General features: G+C 74.7%; 15 protein-coding genes. 9 read left to right on the top strand and 6 right to left on the bottom strand.

Going from position 1 to position 16892, the window contains the following annotated elements; genetic code table 11:
• Positions 1-144 precede the first annotated feature (144 nt).
• Together B1A86_RS09220 and B1A86_RS09215 are read left to right on the top strand one after the other, a co-directional pair.
• A complete protein-coding gene (locus tag B1A86_RS09220; protein ID WP_138976813.1) occupies positions 145-1524 on the top strand; it encodes a sensor histidine kinase in 1380 nt (459 codons plus the stop codon).
• Entirely contained in the window at positions 1521-2150 is a 630-nt protein-coding gene (locus tag B1A86_RS09215) for a response regulator transcription factor (protein WP_060973807.1), read from the top strand. The genes B1A86_RS09220 and B1A86_RS09215 overlap by 4 nt, the downstream gene beginning before the upstream one ends.
• Before the next feature lie 42 nt (positions 2151-2192).
• Here B1A86_RS09215 and B1A86_RS09210 read toward each other — a convergent pair whose 3' ends face one another.
• Entirely contained in the window at positions 2193-2462 is a 270-nt protein-coding gene (locus tag B1A86_RS09210; RefSeq protein WP_069941146.1) for a hypothetical protein, read from the bottom strand.
• A 62-nt stretch (positions 2463-2524) separates the two neighbouring features.
• Between B1A86_RS09210 and purD the strand changes: the two genes are divergently transcribed.
• The 3 genes from purD to B1A86_RS09195 all read left to right on the top strand — a co-directional run bounded on the left by purD (position 2525) and on the right by B1A86_RS09195 (position 5992).
• Positions 2525-3814, top strand: coding sequence for a phosphoribosylamine--glycine ligase (gene purD, locus B1A86_RS09205; protein ID WP_069941147.1), 1290 nt, complete (start codon positions 2525-2527; stop codon positions 3812-3814).
• Positions 3811-4758, top strand: coding sequence for a phosphoribosylaminoimidazolesuccinocarboxamide synthase (locus B1A86_RS09200; RefSeq protein WP_078026138.1), 948 nt, complete (start codon positions 3811-3813; stop codon positions 4756-4758). Before purD ends, B1A86_RS09200 begins: the two co-directional genes overlap by 4 nt.
• A 178-nt stretch (positions 4759-4936) precedes the next feature.
• Positions 4937-5992 carry a hypothetical protein gene (locus tag B1A86_RS09195; protein ID WP_138976812.1) on the top strand — a complete coding sequence of 352 codons (1056 nt, stop codon included), beginning with the start codon at positions 4937-4939 and terminating at the stop codon, positions 5990-5992.
• Positions 5993-6031: 39 nt separating this feature from the next.
• Here B1A86_RS09195 and B1A86_RS09190 read toward each other — a convergent pair whose 3' ends face one another.
• Genes B1A86_RS09190 through B1A86_RS09175 form a run of 4 tightly spaced genes read right to left on the bottom strand, consistent with a single transcriptional unit; the run spans position 6032 to position 12931 of the window.
• Positions 6032-7897, bottom strand: coding sequence for an ABC transporter ATP-binding protein (locus tag B1A86_RS09190; RefSeq protein WP_036338250.1), 1866 nt, complete (start codon positions 7895-7897; stop codon positions 6032-6034).
• The gene (locus tag B1A86_RS09185; RefSeq protein WP_036338247.1) at positions 7894-9732 is read right to left on the bottom strand and encodes an ABC transporter ATP-binding protein; all 1839 of its coding nucleotides are present in this window, start codon (positions 9730-9732) and stop codon (positions 7894-7896) included. The genes B1A86_RS09190 and B1A86_RS09185 overlap by 4 nt, the downstream gene beginning before the upstream one ends.
• A gap of 41 nt (positions 9733-9773) precedes the next feature.
• On the bottom strand, positions 9774-10742 hold the full coding sequence (locus B1A86_RS09180; protein ID WP_036338244.1) for a metallophosphoesterase: 969 nt from the start codon (positions 10740-10742) through the stop codon (positions 9774-9776).
• Between the two features lie 5 nt (positions 10743-10747).
• A complete protein-coding gene (locus B1A86_RS09175; RefSeq protein ID WP_078026139.1) occupies positions 10748-12931 on the bottom strand; it encodes a transglycosylase domain-containing protein in 2184 nt (727 codons plus the stop codon).
• Between the two features lie 68 nt (positions 12932-12999).
• On the opposite strand from B1A86_RS09175, the gene B1A86_RS09170 reads away from it, so the two are divergent.
• Genes B1A86_RS09170 through B1A86_RS09160 form a run of 3 tightly spaced genes read left to right on the top strand, consistent with a single transcriptional unit; the run spans position 13000 to position 14556 of the window.
• Positions 13000-13167, top strand: a complete 168-nt coding sequence (locus B1A86_RS09170) for a DUF4177 domain-containing protein (protein ID WP_010080276.1) — start codon at positions 13000-13002, stop codon at positions 13165-13167.
• The gene (locus B1A86_RS09165) at positions 13164-13664 is read left to right on the top strand and encodes a RidA family protein (protein ID WP_020628330.1); all 501 of its coding nucleotides are present in this window, start codon (positions 13164-13166) and stop codon (positions 13662-13664) included. The genes B1A86_RS09170 and B1A86_RS09165 overlap by 4 nt, the downstream gene beginning before the upstream one ends.
• Complete coding sequence (locus B1A86_RS09160; protein WP_063189863.1) at positions 13654-14556, top strand: hypothetical protein; 903 nt, start codon at positions 13654-13656, stop codon at positions 14554-14556. Before B1A86_RS09165 ends, B1A86_RS09160 begins: the two co-directional genes overlap by 11 nt.
• 35 nt (positions 14557-14591) lie before the next feature.
• Here B1A86_RS09160 and B1A86_RS09155 read toward each other — a convergent pair whose 3' ends face one another.
• The gene (locus B1A86_RS09155; RefSeq protein ID WP_002854021.1) at positions 14592-15269 is read right to left on the bottom strand and encodes a Crp/Fnr family transcriptional regulator; all 678 of its coding nucleotides are present in this window, start codon (positions 15267-15269) and stop codon (positions 14592-14594) included.
• A 174-nt stretch (positions 15270-15443) separates the two neighbouring features.
• Between B1A86_RS09155 and B1A86_RS09150 the strand changes: the two genes are divergently transcribed.
• Complete coding sequence (locus tag B1A86_RS09150; RefSeq protein WP_044658872.1) at positions 15444-16823, top strand: MarP family serine protease; 1380 nt, start codon at positions 15444-15446, stop codon at positions 16821-16823.
• Positions 16824-16892 lie beyond the last annotated feature (69 nt).

The raw sequence follows: 16892 nt of genomic DNA, 5'->3' as shown, positions 1-16892 counted from the left end.
CCACGGTCTCGCGCGGGGAGGGGTCGCCACATCGCCCGCGGCGGCTGGACCCGGTCAACCGAATGGTTGATCCCGGCGGCGCAGCGGCGCGGCCCCGGGGCATCGGGCCGTTGTCGCGTCCGGGGCGCGCCCTAGGGTGGAGCCATGTCCGTCGCACCCCGCGCCGCCGTGCCCCCCGCGCCCACCGAGACCGGCACCACCGCCGTGCTCGCCGGCCTGCGCGTGGCCCTGCACGTCACGTTCGCCGCGCTGCTCACCGTGGGGCTGGCGCGCGCGCTCGCGGACCGGTCCCCGGAGGCGTCCTCCGGTCCGTTCCCGGCCACCACCCTGGTGCTGCTGACCGCCGCGCTGGCGGGCGTCTACCTGGCCGGGACCGTGCTGGAGCGGCGCCGGTGGGCCCGGGGCGACGACGTCGGCCGCGGTCCGGCGGTCGCCTGGCTGGCCCTGGTGCTGCTGCTGTGGGGCCTGCTCGTGGCCCACCACGGCGACTTCGCGTGGGTCGCCTTCCCCCTCTTCTTCGTCGTCCTGCACGTGGTCGACCGGGTGGCCCGGCAGGCCTGGGTGCGCCACGTGGTCGGGCCCGCGCTGGTGGTGGCGATGGCCGTCGTCGTGGTGGCCGGGATGGCGGCGGGCGCCGGCGGCGTGCGGGTGCCGGCCGTGATCGGTCCGCTGGTGGGCGCCGCCGTGGCCGTGGTGCTCTCCGGGGCGTACCGCGCCCTGCACGCCGAGTCCGAGCGCCAGCGTGCCGTGGCCGAGCAGCTGCGCGCCGCGCAGGCCGAGCTCGCGCGCACCGAGCACCGGGCGGGGGTGAGCGCCGAGAGGGAGCGGCTCGCCCGCGAGATCCACGACACCCTCACCCAGGGGCTGGCCTCGATCGTGCTGGTCTCGCGCGCGGCCCAGGACGCGCTCGACGCCGCCGACCCCGCCCTCGCCCGGCAGCGCATGGAGACCGTGCGCGCCACGGCCGCCGAGAACCTCGCCGAGTCCCGCCGCTTCGTCCGCGACCTGCGCGGCACCGGGGCACCGTCCCTCATCGAGGCGCTCGAACGAGCGGTCGCCGGGTTCGCCGACCGGCAGGCCGCCGCCGGGACGCCCGTGGCTGCGGACGTCGAGGTCGTGGGGGAGCCGGTCGCGGTCGCCGAGGCCGTGGAGACCGCGGTGCTGCGAGCCGTGCAGGCCTCCCTGGCGAACGTGGGCGCGCACGCGGGCGCTCGGCGCGCCCGGGTCACGCTGGGCTACCTCGGTGATGAGCTGACGGTGGACGTGGCCGACGACGGCGCGGGGTTCGACCCGGCCGTCGTCGCGGCCCGCCCCCGGGCCGGAGCCGCCGGTGCCGACCCGGGGGCGGGGACCGGCGTGGGGCTGGCGAGCGTGCGCGAGCGTCTCGCTGCGGTGGGCGGCGAGGCCACCGTCGAGTCGGCCCCCGGCGAGGGCACCGTGGTGGCGCTGCGGGTGCCGCTGGTCGCCGCCGGGGCCGGCCGGAGCGCTGATCCCGAGCAGACCGAGAGCGAGGAGACCGCATGAGCGTGCGCGTGATGCTGGTGGACGACCACCCCGTGGTCCGGGCGGGGGTGCGGGCCGTCGTCGAGGCGCACCCGGACCTGACCGTGGTGGCCGAGGCCGCCGACGGGGCGGAGGCGATCGGCGTCCTGGAGGCGGGCGAGCCCGCGGTGGACGTCGTGCTGATGGACCTGCAGATGGGCGCGGGGATGGACGGCGTGACCGCCACCCGCGCGGTGCGGGAGCGGTGGCCGGGGGTGCAGGTGCTGATCCTGACGACCTTCGACACGGAGGCGGACATCCTCGCGGCCGTGAACGCGGGCGCTGCCGGCTACCTGCTCAAGGACGCCCCGAGCGAGGAGATCGCCTCGGCGGTGCGGCAGGCGGCGGCGGGGCGCAAGGCGCTGGCCCCGCAGGTCGCGGCCACGCTGATGGGGCGCATGTCCGGCGGCTCCGAGGTGCTGTCCGAGCGGGAGATCCAGCTGCTCGAGCTGATCGCGCGGGGCGCCACGAACAAGGTGGCCGCGAAGGAGCTGTTCATCTCCGAGGCCACCGTGAAGACGCACCTGGTGCACATCTTCCAGAAGCTCGGGGTGGACAACCGCACCCGCGCCGTCGACGAGGCCCGGCGACGGCGCATCATCCGCTGACCGACAGGCCGGGGCGGCCGACCCCCGCGGACCCGGTCCTGCTCAGCGGCGCCGCACGTACCGGGTGATCACCGCCGCGGCGACGGCGGCCAGCGCCAGCACGCCGAGCGCGGCGGGCAGGCTGAGGTCGCCGCGCTGGACGCCCAGCCCCCGCAGCGTCCAGAAGACGATCAGGGCGCACGTGAACATCACGCCGACGAACGTCCAGGCCGTTCGCAGCCCGGGTCCCAGCCCCGCACCGGGCCGGTGGCGGGGGTCACGGGGATCACGGTCGTCGCCGGGCTGACCGTGGTGGAGGGGAGGCATCGTCATGCGCTCCACCGTAGGGGCCACGGGCCGGACCGGGCCAGGGCCACCGCGTAGGCTTGAGGCTCGTGAAGACCCTTGTGCTCGGCAACGGCGGCCGCGAACACGCGCTGCTCACCGCCCTCTCCCGTGATCCGCAGGTCAGCGCCCTCCACGCGGCGCCCGGCAACGCCGGCATGGCCGACCTGGCCACCCTCCACGCCGTCGAGGCCACCGACCCGGCCGCCGTCGTGGAGCTCGCGCGCGAGCTGGGGGCCGACCTCGTCGTCGTCGGTCCCGAGGCCCCGCTGGCCGCCGGCGTCTCCGACGCCCTGCGCGAGGCCGGGTTCGCCGTGTTCGGCCCCTCGCAGGCGGCCGCGCAGCTCGAGGCGTCCAAGGCCTTCGCCAAGGAGGTCATGGCCGCCGCGGGCGTGCCCACCGCCGGCTCCCGCGTGTGCACCACCGCCGCGGAGGCCGCCGCCGCCCTCGATGAGTTCGGCGCCCCGCACGTCGTCAAGGACGACGGCCTGGCCGCGGGCAAGGGCGTCGTGGTCACCTCCGACCGCGCCGAGGCCCTCGCCCACGCCGAGGCCTGCTTCGCCGCCGGCGGCACCGTGGTGATCGAGGACTTCCTGGACGGCCCCGAGGTCTCCCTCTTCGTGATCTGCGACGGCGAGGACGCCGTCGCCCTCACCCCCGCGCAGGACTTCAAGCGCATCCACGACGGCGACGCCGGCCCCAACACCGGCGGCATGGGCGCGTACACGCCGCTGCCGTGGCTGCCCGAGGGCTTCACGGACGAGGTCATGGACCGGGTGGCCCGCCCCGTGCTCGCCGAGATGGCCCGCCGCGGCACCCCGTTCACGGGCGTGTTGTTCTGTGGCCTGGCCGTGACCGCCAAGGGCGTGGAGGTCATCGAGTTCAACGTGCGCTTCGGCGACCCCGAGACCCAGGCCGTGCTCGCCCGCCTCGAGACACCCCTGGGCGGGCTGCTCGCCGACGCCGCGGCCGGCCGGCTCGGCGCGGACCGTCGGCTCGAGTGGAGCGACGACGTCGCCGTGGACGTGGTCATGGCCTCGGCCGGCTACCCGGCCTCCTCCTCGACGGGCGACGTGATCACCGGGCTGGCCGACGCGGCCGCCCTCGAGGGCGTGCACGTGATCCACGCCGGCACCGCGGCGTCCGGTGAGGACGTGGTGACGGCGGGCGGCCGGGTGCTGGCCGTCGTCGGGCGCGGGGCGGACCTGGCCCAGGCGCGTGAGCGCGCCTACGCGGGCGTCGAGCGGATCCGGTTCGACGGGGCCCAGTGGCGCACGGACATCGGACTCAAGGCCGAGCGCGGCGAGATCACCGTGCCCGGGACGGGGGGAGCGAAGTGAGCGGGGAGCGCGTGGGGTTCACGGGGGCCGAGGCCCTCTGGCTGCCGGGCTGGCGGCACGTCTACTCGGGCAAGGTGCGGGACCTGTACGAGCCCGCTGACGCCGAGCCGGGGCGGTCCGCGACGCTGCTCGTGGTGGCCTCCGACCGGATCAGCGCCTACGACCACGTGCTGGAGCCGCCGATCCCGGACAAGGGCACCATCCTCACCCGGCTGACCCTGTGGTGGTTCGAGAAGCTGGCCGAGGGCTACAACGGGGCCCACGCCGAGCCGGTCGAGCACCATGTGGTGGGCACGGACGTGCCCGCGGCCGTGGCCGGGCGGGCGATGGTCGTCAAGCGCCTGGACATGTTCCCCGTGGAGTGCATCGCCCGCGGCTACCTGACAGGGTCCGGCCTGGCCGAGTACCGCGCGTCGGGCACGGTGGCCGGCCTGCCGCTGCCCGCCGGGCTCGTGGACGGCTCGCGGGTCGACCCGCCGATCTTCACGCCGTCCGCGAAGGCCGAGGTCGGCGAGCACGACGAGAACATCACGTTCGAGCAGATGGTCGAGCGCGTGGGCACCGAGGCCGCCGAGCGCCTGCGGTTCCTCACCCTGGACCTGTACGCCCGCGCCGAGGCGATCGCCCGCGAGGCCGGCATCATCCTGGCGGACACGAAGGTCGAGTTCGGTGTGGACCCGGCCACCGGCCAGGTGGTGCTGGGCGACGAGGTCCTCACCCCGGACTCCTCCCGGTTCTGGGACGCCGAGGACTACGAGCCCGGCCGCCCCCAGGCGAGCTTCGACAAGCAGTTCGTCCGCGACTGGCTCACGGGCCCCGACTCCGGCTGGGACAAGACCAGCGGGGAGGCCCCGCCGGAGCTGCCCGCCGACGTCGTGGCCAAGACCCGCGACCGCTACGTGGAGGCGTACGAGCGCCTGACGGGCCGCCCCTTCGACGCCTGACCCGCACTTTCGAACGTGAGATATGTCCTCTCTCACGTTCGAAAGTCCCCATTCGCCCGATTTCACGTTCGAAAGTCCGGGGAGGGGCGGGGCGGGGCGGCTCCTGCACAGGGGCCCGGCCCCGCACAGGAGGGGGTCGGACGCCCGCCCACGACGACGGCGCCCGCATCCTGGCCGCATGCCACGCCGCCCCGCACCCCTTCCGCCAGCCCTCGCCGGCCGCGTCTTCACCCGGCGCGAAGCCCTGGACCGCCTCTCCCTCTCCTCCGACCGGCTGCGCAGCCTCGACCTGCGCCAGGTCACCCACGGGGCACACCGCGCGGTCGTCGACGTGCCGGGGTCGTGGGCCGCGCTCGGATACCCCCGCCCCGTGGCGGCCCTGCCGCCGGAGGAGGCCGCTGTCGTGGTGGCTCTGACCCGTGGGGTCGCCTCGCATCTGACGGCGGCGCGGCTGCACGGGCTCGTCCTGCCGTGGTGGGCCGAGGAGGACATGCGGGTGCACGTGAGCCGGCCGCACCGCACGGGTCGGACGGGGCGCGCGGGCGTCGCCTGCCACGGACGCACGGTGCCGGCCGAGGACCGCGTGGAGGTGCACGGGGTCCCGGTCACCTCGCTCGAGCGGACGTGGGTGGACCTCTGCTCCCTGCTGCGGCCGGATCAGGTGGCGGACGCCGTCGTCGCGGGGGACGCGCTCGTGAACCGTCCGTGGGTGGACGGGTCCCGACTCCCGCCGCGCACGACGGCGTCGCGGCTCTCCGCGGCGCTGGAGCGGGCGGGCCGGTTCAAGGGCGTGCGGGTGGCTCGGGCCGCGCTGGCGCTGATCCGGGTGGGGGCGGACTCGCCTCCGGAGACGCGACTGCGGCTGGCGCTTCTCGACGCCGGCCTCCCCGAGCCGCGCCTGCAGGCGCAGCTGGTCTCACCGGCGGGGGAGCGGACCGACGCGGACATGGTGGTCGAACGGTCCCGCGTGGCCCTCCACTACGACGGCGGCCACCATCGCACGCCGGAGCAGCAGCGACGCGACGCACGGCGGGACCGTCTCTGGCAGGAGGCCGGCCACCTGTCCATCACGGTGATGGGCGCCGACCTGGCCGAGGACTTCCGGACCGTGGTGGCCGCCGTCGTCCGCCACGACCGGGCCGCGCGGGCGACCTCCACCATCTCCGCTCCCGCCCCCGCCGCAGGACTTTCGAACGTGAAATCGGGCGAATGGGCACTTTCGAACGTGGGATAGGCCCTCTCTCACGTTCGAAAGTGCCCGGCCCGGGGCCCATCAGGCGAGCGAGTCCTCCCAGGCCCGGTGCAGCGCCGCGAACCGCCCGTCGGCCGCCACCAGCTCGGCGGGGCTGCCGTCCTCGACGATCCGGCCGTCGTGCATCACGAGCACCCGGTCGGCGGTCTCGACGGTGCTGAGCCGGTGGGCGATGATCAGTGCCGTCCGGTTCCCCAACAGCCGCTCCAGCCCGGCCTGCACGAGACGCTCGCTCGGCAGGTCCAGCGACGACGTCGCCTCGTCCAGGATCAGCACGGCGGGGTCCGCGAGGAACGCCCGCGCGAACGACACGAGCTGCCGCTGTCCCGCGCTCAGCCGCCCGCCGCGCTTGGCGACGTCGGTCGCGTAGCCCTCGGGCAGCCCCAGGATGAAGTCGTGCGCCCCCACCGCCCGGGCGGCCGCCTGGATCTCGGCCTCGGTGGCGTCGGGCCGGCCGAGGGCGATGTTCTCCGCGATCGACCCGGAGAACAGGAACGCCTCCTGGGTCACCATCACCACGTTGCGCCGCAGATCCGCCTGGCTGAGCTCGCGCAGCTCCACCCCGTCCAGCGTCAGCGAGCCGGCAGAGACGTCGTAGAACCGGGCGATGAGCTTGGCCAGCGTCGACTTGCCCGCACCCGTCTGGCCCACCACGGCCACGGTCTGCCCGGCCGGGATCACGAGGTCGAACTCCGGCAGCACCACCCGGTCCGGTCCGTAGCTGAACACCGCGTCCCGGAACTCCACCCGCCCGGACGCCACGCCCGTCCCCGGAGCGTCGGCCCCGGGCAGCGGCGTGGGCTCGGCGGCCTCCACCACGGTGGGCTCCTCCTCGAGCAGGCCGGAGACCTTCTCGAGCGCCGCCGTCGCGGACTGCAGCGACGAGTAGAACATCGCCACCATCTCCATGGGCTGGAACACGCGCCGTCCGGCCAGCAGGAGCGCCACGAGCACCCCCACCTCGAGGTCGCCGTCGAGCACGCGCAGGCCCCCGGTCACGAGCAGCGCCGCTACCGTGAGGTTGCCCGTCGCCACGAGCACCGGCTGCAGGATGCCGAACAGGTTGAGCGTGGCCACCATGTCGTCCCGGTAGGCCGTGGCCAAGTCGCGGTACCGCGCGTCGTTGTCCCGTTCCCGCCGGAAGGCCTGGACCGCGCGGATGCCGGTCATGGTCTCCACGAAGTGCACGATCGACCGTGCCGAGGACACCCGCGACCGCCGGTACGCCTCCTCGGACCGCACCTGGTACCAGCGCGTCACGATCGCCACCGGCACGGCCGCGCCCAGCAGCACGAGGAACGACGGCGGGTCCAGCAGCAGGATGGACGCCGCGGTGAACGACATGAACATCAGCCCGGACACGAGCGAGGACACGCCCTGGTCCAGCAGCTCCCGCAGCGCCTCCAGGTCCGAGGTCTGCCGCGAGATCACCCGCCCGGACGTGTACCGCTCGTGGAACCCGAGGCTCAGCCGCTGCGTGTGCCGGAACACGCGCAGCCGCAGGCTGAGCAGCATGGCCTGGCTGGCCCGCGCGGTGAGCCACGTGTACGCCCCCAGCAGGCCCCCGGAGACGAGGGCCGCCGCCACGTACGCCCCGCCCACGGGGACGAGGATGGGCCAGACGGACTCGCCGGCCCGCACGGCCTCGACGACGCGCGGCAGCTCCGCGTCGATCGCCCAGGCGATGATCAGCGGCCCGGCCGCCCGCGCCGCGTTGGACACGAGCACGAAGACCACGGTGACCAGCAGCGTCCCCCGGACCGGCCGCGCGAGCTCGCCGAGCAGCCGGAAGGACCGGCGCCGGATGTGGCGGCGCTCCGCGCGGGTGTAGTCGAGGTCCTCTTCGGCCCCCACGCCGCGCACGCGGCTCACGTCGGCGGCGCTCATGCCTGCTCCTCCGGTCGGCTCGAGATGATGTGCCGGTACACGGCGCTGCGGGCCAGCAGTTCGGGGTGCGTCCCCACGTCCTCGATCCGCCCGTCCGCCAGCACCGCGACCCGGTCCGCCAGGGCCACGGTGGAGGGACGATGCGCCACGATCAGGGTGGTCGTCCCGTCGAGGACCTCGCGCAGGCGCGCGGTCACGGTCTCCTCGGTGCGCACGTCGAGGGCGGAGAGGGGGTCGTCCAGCACGAGCACGTCCGGGCGCGCCGCGATCGCGCGGGCGAGGGCGATCCGCTGGCGCTGTCCGCCGGAGAGGCTGAGGCCCTCCTCGCCGATCTCGGTCTCGACGCCGTCCGCCAGGTCCGCCACGAAGCCCGCCTGCGCGGTCTCGAGCGCGAGGTCGAGCAGGGCGTCCGCCGCGGGGGAGTGGAGGCCGTCCGCGAGCACGTCCGCCGGGGCGCCGAGCAGCACGTTCTGCCGGATGGTCGCGGAGAACAGCGTGGCGTCCTCGAACGCCACGGACACCCGCCGGCGCAGCTCCTCGAGCGGCATCCGGCGCACGTCCACCCCGTCCACGCAGACGGAGCCCGCCGTGACGTCGAGCAGCCGGGGGACCAGCTGCAGCAGCGTCGACTTGCCGGCGCCGGTCGCGCCGACCAGGGCCATCGTCTCGCCGGGCACCAGCTCGAGGTCGACGCCGTCGAGCAGGTCGCGCTCCCCGCGCCCCGGGTCCGCGTCCGGCCAGCGGAAGCGCACCCCGCGGAACGCGAGCGCGCCGGTGGCCGGGGGCACGACGGCGGCCTCCCCGGTGGGCGAGGCGATGTCCACGGGCGTGGCGAGGACGTCCACGTGGCGGTCGATCGCCGTGCGGGCCGAGAGCGTCATGCCCATCAGCTGGCCCACCGACTCGACCGGCCCGGCCAGCACGGCCGCGGTGGCGAAGTAGGCGGCGAGCGCGCCCACCGTCAGCTCCCCGGTCGCCACGAGCCACAGGCCCAGGGCGAGGCCCAGGCCCAGCACCGTCTCCGGCAGGGCCACGATGAGCGCGATGAACCGGGCCAGCACCGAGGCCTTGTGCACCTCGGTGCCCTGCAGCGTGCGGGCGCGCCCGCGGAAGCCGTCGAGGGCGTGCGCGCCGCGGCCGAACGCCTTGAGGACGCGGATGCCGTGCACCGACTCCTCGACGGACGTGGCGAGGTCCCCGGCCTGGTCCTGGGAGAGCCGGGACGCGGCGCGGAAGTCGTTGCGGAACCCGAACGACGCCCACATGATCGGCACGGCCGCGGCGAGGTAGAGCAGGGCCAGCTGCCAGGACAGCAGGAACAGCAGGACGAGGCCGACGGCGATGGTCACCACGTCCACCACGAGCATGACCGAGCCGAACGCGATCCACCGCCGCAGCAGCGAGAGGTCGCCCTGGGCCCGGGAGAGCAGCTGCCCCGAGGGCCACGCGTCGTGGAACGCCACCGGCAGGCGCTGGAGCCGTTCGAACAGGGCGATGCGCGCCCGGTTCTCCACCCCGGCGGCCGGCGGGAGGATGAAGTACCGGCGCAGGCCGATGAACGCGGCCTCGGCGAGGCCGAGCACGGTGAGTAGGCCGGCGGCCCGCCACACGTCCGCGCGGGAGTCGGGGGAGGAGGGCCCGGCGAGCACAGTCTGCGTGAACACGGTGTCCACGAGCAGGTGGATGACCTGCGGGATGGCCAGGGCCACGAGGCCCGCCGCCGTGGCCGAGGCGAGCCCGAGCACCCAGCGCGCCCGCACGCCCTCGAGGTACGGTGCGATCCCGCCCAGGGCGTCACGCAGGGACGAGGCGTCGGGAGAGGTGGCGCGGGTCACGGGGCCCCACTGTACCCGCGGCCCCGGACGGGACAGGCGGCTCAGCCCCGCGGGACCAGGTCCAGCACCACGGCCTCGGGCCGGCACGCGAACCGCACGGGCGCGGACGGCGCGGTCCCCAGGCCGGCCGACACCTCGAGGGGGACGGTCCGCCCCGCGGCCGTCCACGTCGAGACCCCGGAGGCCTGTCGGCGCGGCAGGTCGCAGTTGGTGACGAGCGCACCGAGGAACGGCACGCACACCTGCCCGCCGTGGGTGTGGCCGGCGAGCAGCAGGTCGGCGCCGTCGGCGGTCATGGCGTCCAGCACGCGGCGGTACGGGGCGTGGGTGACGCCCAGCCGGAACCGCCCGTCGTCACCGGGCCGCCCGGCGTTCTCGTCGGGTGCGGCGCCGGGGAAGCCGGCCCAGGCGTCCAGACCGAGGTGCGGGTCGTCGGTGCCGGCGGCGAGGACCTCGAGCGTGGTCCCGGCGCGGGTCGGCACGGCCAGGGCGGCGCCCCGGTTCGTCAGGTCGGCCCAGCCGGCGGCGCGGAACGCGCCGAACAGGACGTCGGAGGGAAGCCGGGGCCGGTCCTCGTCCATGCGCGAGGGGCCCGCGAAGTACCGCAGGGGGTTGGCCGCCTTGGGCGCGTAGTAGTCGTTGGAGCCGGGCACGAACACGCCGGGCCGCGCCAGCAGCGGCCCGAGCGCGTCGAGCACGAGCGGCACCGACGCCGCGGCGGACACGTTGTCTCCCGTGTTGACCACGAGGTCAGGCTCGAGTGCATCCAGCCCGCGCAGCCACGCCCGCTTGGCCCGGTGCCGGGGCAGCAGGTGGATGTCCGAGAGGTGCAGCACCCGCAACGGCGCCGACCCGGCCGGCAGCACGGCCAGTCGGTGCGTGCGCACCGTCCGGGCCTCAGCCTCGGCGAGGCCCCAGGCCAGGCCGAGGCCCGCCGTCGCGGCCATCCCGACGGCGGCAGGCGCTGCGGAACGGAGCATGCGGCGGGTGGGGGAGGCGGCGGGGGGCATCGCGGTCAGAAGCCCGGGACCGCCTCGGGCAACGGCCCGCCTCGGTCCAGGTCGTCGATGTGGAACTGGCGTCCGTCCGGGTGCTCGCCGGCCTCGCCCGGGTCCTCCGACTGCGGGCCGTCCCACTCGGGCAGTTCACCCGGCGGGAACTTCTCCTTGGCCAACTGGTTGTACTCGAGCCAGGACGGGCCGTTGATGGAGGTCGAGTAGAACGGGTTGCGGACCTCGCCGTTGACGGTCTCGCCCGTCATGGACTTCAGGTTGTTGTAGCGGCCGGTCCACACGGCGGTGGCCAGCTCGCTGGTGAATCCGACGAACCACGTGGAGGACACGTTGTCGTTCGTGCCCGTCTTGCCGCCGAACTCGTAGCCGGCGCCCTCCTCGGCGATGTTGAAGCCGGCGATGTGGCGCAGGACCGGCATCAGCTCCCGGACGTGGTCCGGGTCGATGACCTGGTCGCACTGAGGGTCGGCGACGTCGTACTGGTTGCCGACGGTGTCCGTGACCTCCAGGATGGCGCGCGGCTCGCAGTACAGGCCGTTCGCGGCGATGGCGGCGTACGCGCCGGCCAAGGACAGCGGGGCCACCGAGTCCTTGCCGAGCAGGAAGGACGGGTCGTCCGGCTGCAGCGGGGAGCTGTCCAGGGCGCGGGTGATGCCCAGCTGGGTGGTGAGGCTCGTGATGTCGCACAGGTCCAGCTGGTACGCGGTGGCGACGGTCGGGGTGTTCACGGACCAGAAGAGGCCCTCGTCCACGCGCACCTGCCGCAGCATGCCCGGGATCACGTTCTTGAACTGCCAGGTGCCGCCGATCGTGGTGTAGCCGCCCGGGCGGCACGAGGCAGCGAACCGCGTGCCCGTGGGGTAGACGTTCCGGGAGGCGTCCACGGAGTCGACCAGGCGGTTGCCGTTGCGCAGCCACGTCAGTGCCACGAAGGGCTTGAGCGTGGAGCCGGCCTGGAAGCCCTGGCCGCCACCCCACTGCTTGTCCACGTTGAAGTTCAGCGAGGTGTGGCCGAGCTCGTCCTGGATGGCGTACTCGGTGTTCTGGGCCATGGTGCGGATGTTGCCGGTGCCGGCCTCCACCGAGGTGAGCGCGTGGCCGGCGCCCAGCGACTCGTTGTTGGGCACCGAGGCGCGCAGGTTCTTCTCGGTCTCCTTCTGGAGCGTCGAGTCGATCGTTGTGCGGATGGTGAGTCCGCCGCGGTCCAGCAGGGCCTGGCGGGACTGGACGTCCGGGCCGAACGTGGGGTCGGCGAGGATCTGCCGCTCCACGTAGTCGCAGAAGTAGGTGCCGAACTTGGCGTAGAGGCAGCCCGAGGGGCGGGACTCCATGACCACCTCCATCGGCTGGGCGACGGCGTGGTCGTACTCCTCCTGGGAGAGGTAGCCGTTGTCCTTCATCGCGTTCAGCACGAGGTTGCGCCGCTCCGTGGCCTCCTCCGGGTTGCGGGCCGGGTTGAACCGGGTGGGGGACTGGACCATGCCGGCCAGCGTGGCGGCCTCCCAGCTCTCCAGGTCGGCGGCGGACTTGCCGAACACGTACTGCGAGGCAGCCTCGACCCCGTAGGCGCGGCCGGAGAACAGCACGATGTTGAGGTAGCCCTCGAGGATCTCGTCCTTCGACATCTGCTTCTCGACGGCGACGGCCAGCTTGATCTCCTTGACCTTGTCCGCGATGTTCTTGGAGCCGGAGAGGGTGAGGCGGGAGTCGCCGCGGATCTGCTGCACGTTCACCAGCATGTTGTTCACGAACTGCTGGGTGAGGGTGGAGGCGCCCTGCGTGGAGTCGGAGGTGGCGTTGTTGACGGTCGCGCGAATGAGGCCGCGCGCGTCCACGCCGTCGTGATCGTAGAAGCGCTCGTCCTCGATGGCCACGATCGCGTGCTGCATGTGCTCCGAGATCTCGTCCAGCGGGACCGGGGTGCGGTTCTCCTCGTAGAAGACGGCGATCTCCTCACCGTCCTCCGAGAGGATGCGCGACGGCACGGAGACCGGCTCCGTGGGCAGCTCGTCCGGCAGCTCGTCCAGCATCTCCCGGCCCGACGCGGCGGCGACACCGGCCAGGCCCGCGACGGGCAGCAGGAGGGCCGCCACGAGCAGGCCGGCCACCGCCGAGAGGCCCACGAAGGCGAGGAGGCGGCCGAGGGCGCTCGAGGGCGCGGGGAAGCGGGTCGTGCGGGAGGCCATGGGCGCGAGTGTAGCGCGGGCGCCTGGGACCTCTTCCGGGGTCTGCGCCGGTGGCTAGGGTGGGTCCCATGACTCAGCAGACGCAGTGGGAGTACGCCACGATCCCCCTCCTCATCCACGCGACCAAGCAGATCCTCGACCAGTGGGGCGAGGACGGCTGGGAGCTCGTCACGGTGATCCCGGGCCCCGAGGGGAACAACCCCGTGGCCTACCTCAAGCGTCCGAAGGCGGCGTGAACGTGACGGAGCAGTCCTCGGCCCCCACCTGGGGCGACGGCGCCGTCGCGGCCCGCCTCGCGGAGCTCGGCATCGACCGACCCGCCGTCGCGGCGCCGGTCGGCTCCTACGTCCCGGCGCTGCGGGACGGCGACCTCGTGCTGACCTCCGGCCAGCTCCCCTTCGTGGCCGGCGCCCTGCCCGCCACCGGCAAGGTGGGCGCGGAGGTCACCCCCGAACGCGCCCAGGAGCTCGCGCGAGCATGCGCCGTGAACGCGGTGGCCGCGGTGCACGAGCTGGTGGGCGACCTGGACCGGGTCGCCCAGGTCGTCAAGGTCGTCGGCTTCGTGGCCTCCGACCCCGCGTTCACCGGTCAGCCCGGCGTGGTGAACGGCGCCTCGGACGTGCTGGCCGAGATCTTCGGCGAGGCCGGCCGCCACGCGCGCTCCGCCGTCGGCGTGGCCGTGCTGCCCATGGACGCTCCCGTCGAGGTGGAGATCACCGTCCGTGTCCGCTGACCCGGCCGGCCTGCTGCTGCCGGTCCCGGGGCAGGAGGAGGACCTCACCCGCCAGTGGCTGGACCGGCGCTTCCGCCAGGTCCGCCCCGCCCGGCCCGGGTCGTCCGTCGTGCTCGTGCGGGACGGCGACGACGGCCCGGAGGTCTTCCTCCGTCACCGCGCGGGACGCACCCCGCTCGGCCGCGTGGGTCTGCCCGGCGGCGCGCTCATCGAGTCCGACGCCGACTCCTGCCCGTGGTACGGGCCCGAGCCCTCCCAGTGGGCCCGCACGTTCGGGACCACGGACCGGCGGCGTGCGCGGCAGCACGTGGTGGCCGCCGTCCGTGAGCTCCACGACGAGGCCGGAGTGCTCCTCGCCGGTCGCTCCGACACGGACGTCGTGTCCACGGCGCGCATCGAGACCTGGGGCGGGGGCCGCAGCTCCCTCGAGGAGGGCTCGGAGAGTCTGCCCCATCTGCTGGCCGCGCGTGGCCTCGGGGTGCGCGCCGACCTGCTGCGCCCCGTCATGCGCTGGCGATCCGCGCCCCACGTCCACCGACGCTTCGACACGGCCGTGTTCGCCACGATGACCCCACCGCTGCAGTCCGCGCCGGCATCCGAGGAACCCGGTCCCGAACTTCAGGCGTGGGTGTCCGCGCGTCGCGCGCTCGCCGGCCCGCTGCGGCTGCCCGGACCCGCCGGGGCGGAGGGCACGGCACCCTTCGACCAGGTGGCGACCCCGCTGACGCAGGTGATCGTGCGTCGGGTCGCGGCACACCGGACGGCCGCCGCCTTCCTGCTCTCCGTCACGCCCTGTGCCCGGCGCGGCCCCGTGCCGGAATACCACCTGGTCACCGAGGCCGGCGACGACGGCACCCCCCGGATGCGCGTGAAGCGGGCCACCCGGGACTGACCGGGGTGGCCCGCTCCACGGCAGGGCGGGGGGCGTCAGCGCGAACGCTGACGCAGACGCTGCAGGTCCAGGATGACCACGGCGCGGTTCTCCAGGCGGATCCAGCCGCGCTGGACGAACTCGGCCAGGGCCTTGTTCACGGTCTCGCGGGACGCGCCCACCAGCTGGGCGAGCTCCTCCTGCGTGAGGTCGTGCGCCACCAGCAGGCCGTCCGCGGCCGGCCGGCCGAAGCGGTCCGCGAGGTCCAGGAGCGCCTTGGCCACGCGGCCCGGCACGTCCGAGAACACCAGGTCCGCCAGGGACTCGTTGGTCTTGGACAGGCGCTGGGCCAGGGCCTGGAGCAGCTGGACCGACACATCCGGCGACGAGGCGATGGCGCGGCGCAGGTTCTCATGGCGCAGACCGGCCAGGCGCGTGGCGGACACCGCGGTGGCGGTGGCGTTGCGCGGGGCGGGGTTGAACAGGGCCATCTCGCCGAAGATCTCGCCGGGGCCGAGCACGGCCACGAGGTTCTCGCGGCCGTCCGAAGCGGTGCGGCCGAGCTTGATCTTGCCGGACATGATCACGTACAGCTGATCGCCCTGGTCGCCCTCGTGGAACGCGGACGCGCCGCGGGAGAGCTCCACCTCGGTCAGCTCCGAGGTGAGGATGGCGAACACCTCGTCGTCCAGGTTGGTGAACAGCGGAGCCTTCCGCAGAACCTCGAGATCCATGTGTGCGTGTCCTCTCTGTGGGCAGTTCCTCACACCGCGGCGGAGGAGCCGCCCGGTTCACTGGCGTCCATTGTGCCCCATACCCCCGTGCGGGCCGATACCCTGGATCCTCCACCGGGCGCGCGGGCGGTCCCCGTGCGTGGCCGGTGCCGTCGCATCCGAAGGAGGTCGCCCATGCCGCTGGGTCTGACGTGGCTGGACGTCCTGCTCATCGTCGCGCTGGCGATGCTCCTGGTCCAGGGCCACCGTCGCGGCCTGTGGGTGGTGCTGGGCAACCTCGTCGGCCTGGTCGGCGGTGCCGCGATCGCGTTCTACGCCCTGCCGGAGGTGGCGGAGTTCGTCACCGCGCCGCAGTGGCGGTGGGCCGCGCTGATCGCCACCCTCGTCCTGCTCGTGGCGGCGGGCCAGTACGTGGGCGCCGCCATCGGCGAGGCGATCCGGCTGCGCGTGAACCTGCCGGCCCTGCGACTCGTCGACCGCCTGCTCGGCGCGCTCGCCGCCGGTCTCGCGGGCGCCCTCGTCCTCTGGCTCGTGGCGTTCTCCATCGCGGCCTCCGGCTCCACCGCGGTCACCCGTGAGGTGAACCGCTCGCAGGTGATCACGGCGCTGGACACCGTGATGCCCGACTCGCTCCTGGCCTGGGCCGCCCGCTCGCGCTCCGCCGTCGCCGACCTGGACGTGCTGCCGGAGCTCGAGCTGCCCGCCCCCGTCCCGGAGTCCGACGACGGCGTCCGCGCCGCCCCGGCCCCGGCCGCGACGCCGGGTCTGCCCTCGGCCGCCTCCTCCCCGTCCGACACCGCGACGTCCGCCCCGTCCGCCTCGGCGACCCCCGAGGAGCCCGACGACGCCGCCGCGGCGTCGTCGTCCACGGCCGCCGCGCCGTCGGCCACGACGACCGCCCCCGCCTCGTCGACGTCGACGGCCGCCCCCTCGACTCCCGCCGCCTCCTCGGCGTCGGCCGCCGTCGTCCGGCTGACCGGCACGGCCGCGCAGTGCAACCAGGTGCAGAGCGGCTCGGGCGTGGCCGTGGCCCCGGACCGCGTGCTCACGAACGCGCACGTGGTCCTCGGCGTGGACGCCCCCACCGTGACGGACCGCGCCCGCGGCGTGCACGCGGCGCGGATCGTCCACCTGGACACGGCGCACGACCTCGCCGTCCTGGCGGTCGACGACGCGAACCTGCCCGTCATGCCGGTCGGCGCCGAGCTGACGGGCGGCGCGTCGGCCTCCGTCCTGGGCTATCCCGACGGCGGCCCGTTCGCCTCCACCCCCGCGACCGTGCAGGCCGTCGGCGAGGTGCCGCTCGGCGACGTCCTGACCGGTGCCGCGAGCATGGTGGACGTCTACACCCTCGCGGCGGACATCCGCCACGGCTACTCGGGCGGCCCGGTGGTGGACACGGCCGGGAACCTGGCCGGTCTGGTGTTCGCCCGGGCCCCGGGCTCGGACGCCGTCGGCTACGCCCTGACGGCGGACACCATCGCCCCCGTCGTCGCCGCGGCCCCGGGGATGACGGCCACGGTCCCCTCGGGGGACTGCGTCCCGGGCGGCTGAGCCGGCGCCGCGCCACGCGCCTGACGCCCGCATTCCGGACCGGACTGTCCGGCAACGGCCCGCGTCGAC

The organism is Micrococcus sp. KBS0714, assembly GCF_002008305.4.
Lineage (GTDB): Bacteria > Actinomycetota > Actinomycetes > Actinomycetales > Micrococcaceae > Micrococcus > Micrococcus luteus.
Note: the sequence above shows the minus strand (reverse complement) of the source record. Positions and strands in the feature narration are given on the sequence as shown.

Excerpts from the sequence above, each read along its gene's own strand:
- B1A86_RS09175 (WP_078026139.1), bottom strand. The coding sequence starts at position 12,931 with ATGGCCTCCCGCACGACCCGCTTCCCCGCGCCCTCGAGCGCCCTCGGC.
- B1A86_RS09215 (WP_060973807.1), top strand. The coding sequence starts at position 1,521 with ATGAGCGTGCGCGTGATGCTGGTGGACGACCACCCCGTGGTCCGGGCG.
- B1A86_RS09150 (WP_044658872.1), top strand. The coding sequence starts at position 15,444 with ATGCCGCTGGGTCTGACGTGGCTGGACGTCCTGCTCATCGTCGCGCTG.
- B1A86_RS09170 (WP_010080276.1), top strand. The coding sequence starts at position 13,000 with ATGACTCAGCAGACGCAGTGGGAGTACGCCACGATCCCCCTCCTCATC.
- B1A86_RS09195 (WP_138976812.1), top strand. The coding sequence starts at position 4,937 with ATGCCACGCCGCCCCGCACCCCTTCCGCCAGCCCTCGCCGGCCGCGTC.
- B1A86_RS09155 (WP_002854021.1), bottom strand. The coding sequence starts at position 15,269 with ATGGATCTCGAGGTTCTGCGGAAGGCTCCGCTGTTCACCAACCTGGAC.
- B1A86_RS09180 (WP_036338244.1), bottom strand. The coding sequence starts at position 10,742 with ATGCCCCCCGCCGCCTCCCCCACCCGCCGCATGCTCCGTTCCGCAGCG.
- B1A86_RS09220 (WP_138976813.1), top strand. The coding sequence starts at position 145 with ATGTCCGTCGCACCCCGCGCCGCCGTGCCCCCCGCGCCCACCGAGACC.
- B1A86_RS09210 (WP_069941146.1), bottom strand. The coding sequence starts at position 2,462 with ATGACGATGCCTCCCCTCCACCACGGTCAGCCCGGCGACGACCGTGAT.
- B1A86_RS09190 (WP_036338250.1), bottom strand. The coding sequence starts at position 7,897 with ATGAGCGCCGCCGACGTGAGCCGCGTGCGCGGCGTGGGGGCCGAAGAG.